The following is an 8225-nucleotide window of genomic DNA, read 5'->3' as shown; positions in this document are numbered from 1 at the left end:
AACTCCAGATGTTAACCCCCAAATCCTAGATGTTAACCCTAAAACTTAGTTTCCCCTGGTCGCCGAAAATCAGCCGACAATGCCCACCTGGGGTAACTAAGTTTTGGGGTTAACATCTGGCAGGGGCTAACAACTGGGGCTAACAACTAGAGTTCACATCTGCGACGCCCACACCCACCGCCACCGCCTACTGCACCAACCGTTCACCAATGAGCCCGCTGGCCGCCAGTGCCTGGCGAACCTCGGCGAGGAACCGGCCGGGGTACTTGCGCACAAACCAGGGCGCATAGCGGAGAAACACGTAGCCACGGTTTCCGATGGATTTTTGCCGGTTGAATTCGTCTTGGCGGACTTTCTCGGCATCGGGCCCGGAGTATTTCTGTCCTCCGTCGATTTCGATCACAAGCCAGCTGTCGATGAGTAGGTCAACGTAGTCTCCACCGATTTTGTACTGGGCTTGGACAGGCCCAATACCGGCTTCGATGATCAGCCCCCGAGCGAGTGATTCGTAGGGCGAATCAGAGTCCGGGATGGCATGTTCAAGGCACCGGCGGGCAGTCCTAATCCCCTTGGCGCGCCCCATTCGCTGGATTCCGCGCAGGATCTCGGAGCGTTCGATTCCGCGGCGTAGCAGGTAGTCGGCGGCGATGAGGCCTTCGAGGAAGCCGTGGTGGCGGGCGATGTCAATGAAGGTGCGCACGGGACTGGTGACTGGATGTCCCTCGTACATCACCACGTCACTCGGCTGGATATGTGAATGCCGAAATTCGTAGTTTCCGGAGGCCATCCGGCTGCGTGATACGCCGCGGGACGGAAGACTCACCTCGACTTTCTCCTCGGTGCTGGCTATGACCCATCTTCCGAGTTTCCGTGCGGCGGACCGCCCCGTGAGAATGGCGGTGGTGCTCACCATGGCGGCGGCTTCGACGCGCAGCCACTGCTGTTCGTGATATTCGAGTTCCTCCCACAGTTCACGCGGGTAGTGGATGAGCGCCGCGAGCTCCTCAACGTCGCCCTGAAAATCTTCATCGGCCACACGCCTATCGACGATCCCCGCCCGCAACTCCCCCTTCCTCATTTCCCATCTCTTCAGTTCTTCCTGGTTTTCTCTATCTCTCCCCATACCCACTTAGACTCCACCGCCCCCAAACCGGTTCCGCCGCCGATTTAGATTCACGGAGCCCGCCCAGTCCGCACCAGCAAATAGACAGCTTGGTCCACTTTTTGCTAGAGCCACAGACCACCGGCACCGAAAAGTGCTTGCGGGCACCCAGACCCCCTCCTAACTTGGTGCCATGACAAACGAGCAGAAGACCCGATACGACAACAGTGCAGCAAACGACTGGTCCTTCGACACCCGCGCGATCCACGCGGGCCAGAGCGTCGACAACGGTGCCGGCGCCAGAAACCAGCCGATCTACATGACCACGTCGTATGTGTTCGACGACACCCAGCACGCGCAGGACCGCTTCGCACTCGCGGATCCGGGCCCGATTTACACGCGCATTACCAACCCGACGCAGGAGGCGCTGGAGAATCGGCTGGCGTCGCTCGAGGGAGGTGTTGCAGCGGTGGCGTTCGCATCCGGCATGGCGGCGGAGACTGCGGCGATCACGAACCTGGCGAGTGCGGGCGACCACATCGTCACCTCGCCGCGCCTCTACGGCGGCACGGAGACGCTCTTCGAGGTGACGCTTCCCCGCCTGGGCATCGAGGTCAGCTTCGTCGACAACCCGGACGACCCGGCTAGCTGGCAGGCGGCGGTGAAGCCGAACACGAAGGCGTTTTACGCCGAGACCTTCGGCAACCCGATCGCGGATGTGCTGGACATCCCGGCAGTGGCAGAGGTCGCACATGCCAACCAGGTCCCGCTGATCGTGGACAACACCATGGCCACCGCGGCGATCGTCCGGCCGCTTGAGCTGGGCGCGGACATCGTCGTCGTGTCCACCACGAAGTTCTACACCGGCAACGGCGCAGCACTCGGCGGCGCGCTTATCGACGGCGGCTCCTTCGACTGGACCGTCACCCGCGACGGTGAACCGGTATTCCCCTATTTCGTCAACCCTGACCCCGCCTACCACGGTCTCGTCTACGCGGACTTGGGTGCGCCAGCATTCGCGGTGAAGGCACGCGCGGGTATCTTGCGTGACACAGGCGCGGCCATCTCGCCGTTCAATGCCTGGGTGGCGCTGCAGGGGATGGATACGCTGGGCCTGCGCGTCGATAAGCATAATGCGAATGCCCTGAAGGTCGCGGAATACCTGGCGGGCAAGGACGAGGTCGCGCACGTGAATTTCGCGGGCCTGCCGGATTCGCCGCACTACGCGACGAAGGAGAAGCTCGGCCTGAAGTACACCGGCTCCGTGCTGTCCTTCGATCTGGCGGGCGACGCGAACGACAAGGCCCAGGCGTGGAAATTCATCGACGCGCTGAAGCTGCACTCCAACCTGGCCAATATCGGCGATGTCCGCTCGCTCGTCGTCCACCCGGCGACCACGACGCACTCGCAGTCCAACGAAGCCGGCCTTAAGCGCGCGGGCATCACGCAGGCGACGATCCGCCTGTCCGTCGGCATCGAAGACATCGACGACATCTTGGCTGACCTCGACCGCGGCTTCGAGGCCATCGCATGATAGACCTCCCGCCCGAAGGCGAGCTCGCCACGCAACAGATCGGCGACGTTTGCACAGAAGCCGGCGCCACGATCCGCGACGTGCACATCGCTTATCGACGTTGGGGCGCCTTCACCGGCAACCCCCACGGCCGCAATAACCTCATCCTGGTCGAGCACGCCCTGACCGGCGATTCGAACGCCGCCGGGTGGTGGGAGGATCTCATCGGCCCCGGAGCGCCGCTGGACACCGACCGTTTCTGTGTCATGTGCACGAATGTTCTCGGCGGCTGCGCCGGCTCGACCGGCCCGTCGAGTGAGCATCCCGACGGTGGGGCGTGGGGGTCGCGCTTCCCTGCCATCTCCATCCGCGACCAAGTGCGCGCTGAGGCGCAGTTCCTGGAGAGTCTCGGGATCAACAGTATGCACGCCATCGTCGGCGGCTCCATGGGTGGGGCACGCGCGTTGGAGTGGACGCTCATGTACCCGGACTGGCCGAATTATTCCTGCGTGATCGCCATGTCCGCGCGGGCGTCGGCGTGGCAGATCGGCATCCAGACAGCGCAGATCACCTCCATCGTGCGTGACCCGGACTGGCAGGGCGGGGACTACCACGGCACCGGCCGTTCCCCCGACGCAGGCCTTGCCGCCGCCCGCCGGATCGCCCACCTGACCTACCGCGGCGAACTGGAAATCGACGAACGCTTCGGCACCATGGCCCAGCCCGGCGAAAACCCGCTCGGCGCCTACCGCGACGAAAACCAGCGCTTCGCCGTGCAGAGCTACCTCGATCACCAGGGCAAACAACTGGTCGAGCGTTTCGACGCCGGCTCGTACGTCGCCATCACCGAATCCCTCTCCCGCCACGACATCGGCCGCGGACGCGGCGGACTCAACCGCGCGCTGGCGCAGATCAGCGTTCCCACCATGGTCGTCGGTGTGGACACCGACATCCTCTACCCGTTCCACCAGCAGGAGCACCTGTCCCGCAATATCGGGAACCTGCTGGCCATGAACAAGATCGTCTCCCCCGTCGGCCACGACGCCTTCTTAGTGGAGACCCGCCAGATGGGCCACATCCTGCGCAACTTCATCACGCTGGCCGACCAGACCCCGTCCGCGACGGACCTGGCCAAGCAGCGCGGCAACTACGAGATTTAGCCCACGAGCAGCGCGTATGTGCAGATCTAGGTGTTCGGCTCCGTCCTGTAGTCGCCGTGCAGCGGGTACTTGAACCACATTGAATTAGGGTGCTGCAATCGCACATGCATCATGTCGCGGTGGTCCAGAGTGTCTTCATCGAGAATCTCCTGCCACTTCGCGCGGCCGAGAAGGAACTGGTCCACGTGGTCGCGCCAACTTTCCGAAAATTCCCTGGTGAGAGCAAGCGCGGTTGAGGAAATATTCAAGTACTGGTCCAGGTCGATCATCCCCAGCATGTAGCCCATTCGGGCAACGCGGGCAGCGCGTCCGATTTCCCAGCCGGCAAGGGTGCTCGGAAGCTTCTGCGGGATCAGTTTCTCGCTGTGTTCTTGGGTGTACAGATCCAGCCAGTTTCCGAGGTCCTCTCGAACGACTTCTTCTGGAATCTCAGTTTGCTGGAAGTCAGCCACCGCCATTTCTATGATTTGCGAGGCCGCATCGTCGCGCTCCTTCACAGGTCGACCTGCAAGCTGCTGTATGTAGGGGCGCATCGCGACGTATTCATGGTCTACCGGGTTGGACAACAGAATGGACACCGTTTCCAACAGCTCATCGCTGGACGTGATGCCCCACTGCTGTTCCAACATCGTGGAGATCATCGCGAACATCTCTTGGTCCTCCGGCGTGCTCTGTGCTGCCACGACTTTTGGAGGCGCGTCCGCCGCTGTCGGTTCACTTTCACCGAACGGCATCATGAGCGAAATACCGAGGCCTACCTCGACAGGGAGTGAGCCCGTTTCAACATGGCTGAAGTCCCCTTTAGAAGGATCGACCGACCACTCCATGAACTCCTCGTAGCTGTTAGTCAGCCCCAGGATTACAGAGGCACGAAGAGAATACTTGCCCTTTTTCTTATTCTTTTCCTTCTTGCGTCCAAACACGACTCGAGGTTAACGCAATAAATGTGGCTCCACACACAGTTAGGCGCACAGTTCGAGAGCGTCACTGATAGTGACTCTTCCGCCATCAAACGAAGCGATGAGCGCTTTGCCCATGCCGACCCAGCCGATGAAGGGATCGCTGGACAGCACGACGCGTTGGTGGACATGGCCGAGCAACCATGCGTCATAACTGCACGCAGTGAGTTCATCCACCGTGCACGGCATGCAGGCGTGATTCGAGTACTCACCGGTGACGGAGCTGTGCAACAGACCGAGATTCGGCGCGCCCTCAACGGGAGCCGGGAAATCTGGGACGACGGTGCGCGGGTCGCGGTCAATCTCGACTGCTGCTGTGTGCAGAGCCCACTGCCCGACCCGGATTGTCTGGGGCTCGATCCCCGCAACGATCACACCTTCAGGGATCACACCCGTCAGGTCGTGGTGCACATCGTGGTTTCCGGCGATGAACACGACCGACTCGAAGAGCTCGAGGCCCCGCTCGAAGAACTGCGTGACCTCGGTGTAGGTGTGGTCGGTGAACCGCTTCCGGTCGATGACATCACCAAGCATCACCAGGTGGCGCGCGCCCGATTCGGCGCCACGGTCGAGAGCACTTAACGCCCACGCAATGCCGGGGCCGGTCTTCTTGTCGTCTTTCTGCTTACGCCCGAGGTGGATATCAGCGAGGACAAGAATCGGTTCCATGACTGCCAGAATATCCCCGATCGGGCGTGCCGACTACCGCGCCTGGTGGCTCGCGCGCGCCTGCCACCAACGGATGAGAACGAGCACAGCAGTCGACGTTCCCACACCGATCAGCGTCATCGCCATCGCCTCCGCGCGGTGGCCCTGCTCGAACTGATTCATGATCCAGGGAGCGAGCAAGTTGATGCGTGTCGGACGGATCAGCGACGACATGACCAGTTCGCGAATGCCCACGAAGAATGCGAGCAACCAGCCGGCGAAGATGCCGGGGGCGAGCATCGGAATCGTGATGCGCGTGAATGTCTGCCAGGACGTCGCACCGGAGACTGCGGACGCCTCCGCAAGCGTCGGCGACATCGCCGCGGCGGAGGTCTTGATATTCTGCACGGCCATTGGCACGAAGAGCACCGTGAACGCCATCACCAGGATGATCTGGGTGCCGTACGGCGAGATCGGCAACCACGGCGCGTTCCACAGCAAGATGAAGCCAATCGCTAGGACGATGCCCGGGACGGTGTCCGGAGCGACAGCGAGGAAATCGCTCACCCGGGCGGGCAAACGGCGGCTGCGCATGGTGAAGATCGTCACGGCCAAGGCGAGCAGGACCGCAGTTGTCGCACCGATCGCGCCGAGCACGATCGAACGAGTCAGCGCCTCCTGGCCCGAGGGCATCTGCAAGACGATCTTGAAATAGTCGAAAGTGAGGTTATTCGGTGTCGGCGGCTTCGACCGAAGAATCGTCATCGACGCCAGAATGATCGAAATGTACGGGATGAACACGCTCAGCGTGAACACGATCAAGGTGTAAATCCACGCGAAGAACATGCCGATCTTCGACGGACGCAGCTGCACCGGCCGGGACACACGGCCGCCCGCCGCCAGGTCCGCGCGCACCGCCCACTGCTGGATCGCCCACGCCAGGACACCCAATGTGAAAAGCACGCTTGACGACGCCGCCGCTTTCGAGAAATTCAACGGATCGATCGTCACATCCTGGTAGATGGACGAGACCAGCACCGGGTAGCCGATCGCATTGCCCAAAGTGACAGGCGTGCCGAACTCGCCGGCAGCCTTGATGAAGACAATGAGTGCACCGAGCGAATACGGCCCGAGCACGATCGGTGCCACCACTCGGCTGAACTGCTGCCAGCGGCTCGCGCCGGCGACCTGCGCCATCTCCAACTGGGAGGCCGGGATGGACGCGAAAGCATTGCGGAGAATCAGGTACAGGAACGGGAAGAGCTCCGCCGCCATGATGAAGCCCATGCCCCAGACGGAGTTGATGGCGGACCGGGCCGCGTCGCCAGGCGTGGAGCCGAGCAGCATATCGGCGACGCCGCGCAAGCGGGTGAAATCCATCCACGCCATCGCAGCCGCAAACGGCGGAGTCATGAACGGCACCATTACCAGCACTTCCACCCACCCGGCGCGGCGCATCGGCGTCCACGCACGGAAGAAGGCCAGCGGTGCCGCGAAGAGGGTGGCAAAGAAGACAACGAGGATCGAGAGCCACACCGTGTTCCCGATGATCCGGATCATCTCCGGACGGAACAGGGTATGCAGCGCAGACTCCTCACCGCGGTAGCCAGTCACCGCGGTCACCAAAACGGAGATCAGCGGCGCCGCCACCAGAACCAGCAGGATCAGCAGCACCGGATACACTCCGGCGTTAGCTCTCATCCTCGTCTTCATTTCTCCGGTACTGCTCCCCTACGTCGTGCTACTTGGTGTGTTTAGAGGTAACGCTCAGCGAACTTCTCGCGGAGGCCCTTCGATTCCTTGGAGATCGCACCCCAGTCATCGGAGATCTGCTTGATGTCCTCGAGCTTCGGGCCGTTCTTCGGATCGACATTCTTGTTCGCCGGGATCATGTTCTTGGAAGCGGAGATCTGCTGAGCTTCCTCAGAGAACATGAAGTCGACGAAGGCCTTTGCCGCATCCATGTTGTCGGCGGTCTTCATGATCATGACCGGACGCGGGGTGACCGTGGTGCCAGAAGACGGGATGACGACCTCGAGCGGTTCACCCTTGCCCTTAGCCGAGTATGCGGAGTAGTCGACACCGCCAAGGACGATGCCCTTGGAACCGGAGGTGACCTGGTCGAGTGCCGGGCCGTTAGCGCCCTGGACGATCATGCCGTTGTCGAAGAGCTTGTCGAAGAACTCCCAAGTCTTGTCCTCGCCCCACTCGGTGACCATGGCGGTGACCAAGTCAGCGGCGGTACCGGACTCGCGCGGATCAGGCATGATCACCTGGTCCTTGTACTTCTCGTCGGCAAGATCCTCCCAGTCCTTCGGGATATCGGAGACGACATCGGTGTTGGCCACGAGTGCCAGCGCGGAACCGTCGCGGCCGTGGAAGGAGTCGTCCTCAGCATTCCACTTCTCGTTGGCGTTCTCGATATTCTCCGGCTTGTACGACTCGAGGGAGCCGGCTTCTGCCTGCTTGTTGGCGGCGCTCCAGGAAGCGAGGTAGACGACATCGGCCTGCGGGTTGCCCTCTTCAGCCTTGATCTTCGCGGTGACCTCACCGGTGGTGCCGGCAAAGACGTTGACGGTCACGCCGGTGCGGTCCTGGAATTCCTTGACCAGGGCATCGGTCAGACCCTGCGGGTTCGCGGAGTAGTAATCGAGGGAGCCGGACAGGCCTTCCGGAGCCTTCCATTGATCCGCGGTGACGGTGTCATTGTTATCGGCAGACGGCTCGGCGGTGTCAGTGGATTCAACAGAGCCGCAGGCGACGAGGCCGAAAGCGGCGGTCATGCCGACGAGAGCGGCAGCAAGCTTCTTCATGGGGATGAAACTCCTTGTTCAGGAAACGGG

Annotated in this window: 7 protein-coding genes; 2 read left to right on the top strand and 5 right to left on the bottom strand. The window is 61.8% G+C overall.

What is annotated here, in order from left to right:
* Positions 1 to 187 precede the first annotated feature (187 nt).
* Complete coding sequence (locus ACUY2Y_RS03615; RefSeq protein ID WP_448324841.1) at positions 188 to 1123, bottom strand: hypothetical protein; 936 nt, start codon at positions 1121 to 1123, stop codon at positions 188 to 190.
* Positions 1124 to 1295: 172 nt separating this feature from the next.
* Between ACUY2Y_RS03615 and ACUY2Y_RS03610 the strand changes: the two genes are divergently transcribed.
* Positions 1296 to 2636 carry an O-acetylhomoserine/O-acetylserine sulfhydrylase gene (locus tag ACUY2Y_RS03610; protein ID WP_448324840.1) on the top strand — a complete coding sequence of 447 codons (1341 nt, stop codon included), beginning with the start codon at positions 1296 to 1298 and terminating at the stop codon, positions 2634 to 2636.
* Positions 2633 to 3775, top strand: coding sequence for a homoserine O-acetyltransferase MetX (gene metX / locus ACUY2Y_RS03605; RefSeq protein ID WP_448324839.1), 1143 nt, complete (start codon positions 2633 to 2635; stop codon positions 3773 to 3775). The genes ACUY2Y_RS03610 and metX overlap by 4 nt, the downstream gene beginning before the upstream one ends.
* Before the next feature lie 26 nt (positions 3776 to 3801).
* Here metX and ACUY2Y_RS03600 read toward each other — a convergent pair whose 3' ends face one another.
* Genes ACUY2Y_RS03600 through ACUY2Y_RS03585 form a run of 4 tightly spaced genes read right to left on the bottom strand, consistent with a single transcriptional unit; the run spans position 3802 to position 8195 of the window.
* Positions 3802 to 4698, bottom strand: a complete 897-nt coding sequence (locus ACUY2Y_RS03600; protein WP_448324838.1) for a DUF1266 domain-containing protein — start codon at positions 4696 to 4698, stop codon at positions 3802 to 3804.
* A 39-nt stretch (positions 4699 to 4737) separates the two neighbouring features.
* A complete protein-coding gene (locus ACUY2Y_RS03595; protein WP_448324837.1) occupies positions 4738 to 5403 on the bottom strand; it encodes a metallophosphoesterase family protein in 666 nt (221 codons plus the stop codon).
* 33 nt (positions 5404 to 5436) lie between these two features.
* Entirely contained in the window at positions 5437 to 7083 is a 1647-nt protein-coding gene (locus ACUY2Y_RS03590; RefSeq protein WP_448324836.1) for an ABC transporter permease, read from the bottom strand.
* 53 nt (positions 7084 to 7136) lie between these two features.
* Entirely contained in the window at positions 7137 to 8195 is a 1059-nt protein-coding gene (locus tag ACUY2Y_RS03585) for an ABC transporter substrate-binding protein (RefSeq protein ID WP_448324835.1), read from the bottom strand.
* Between the last annotated feature and the right edge of the window lie 30 nt (positions 8196 to 8225).

It is taken from the genome of Corynebacterium sp. 20-84, assembly GCF_053479455.1.
The sequence above is the reverse complement of the archived record's forward strand: the minus strand, read 5'-3'. Positions and strand labels throughout refer to the sequence as shown.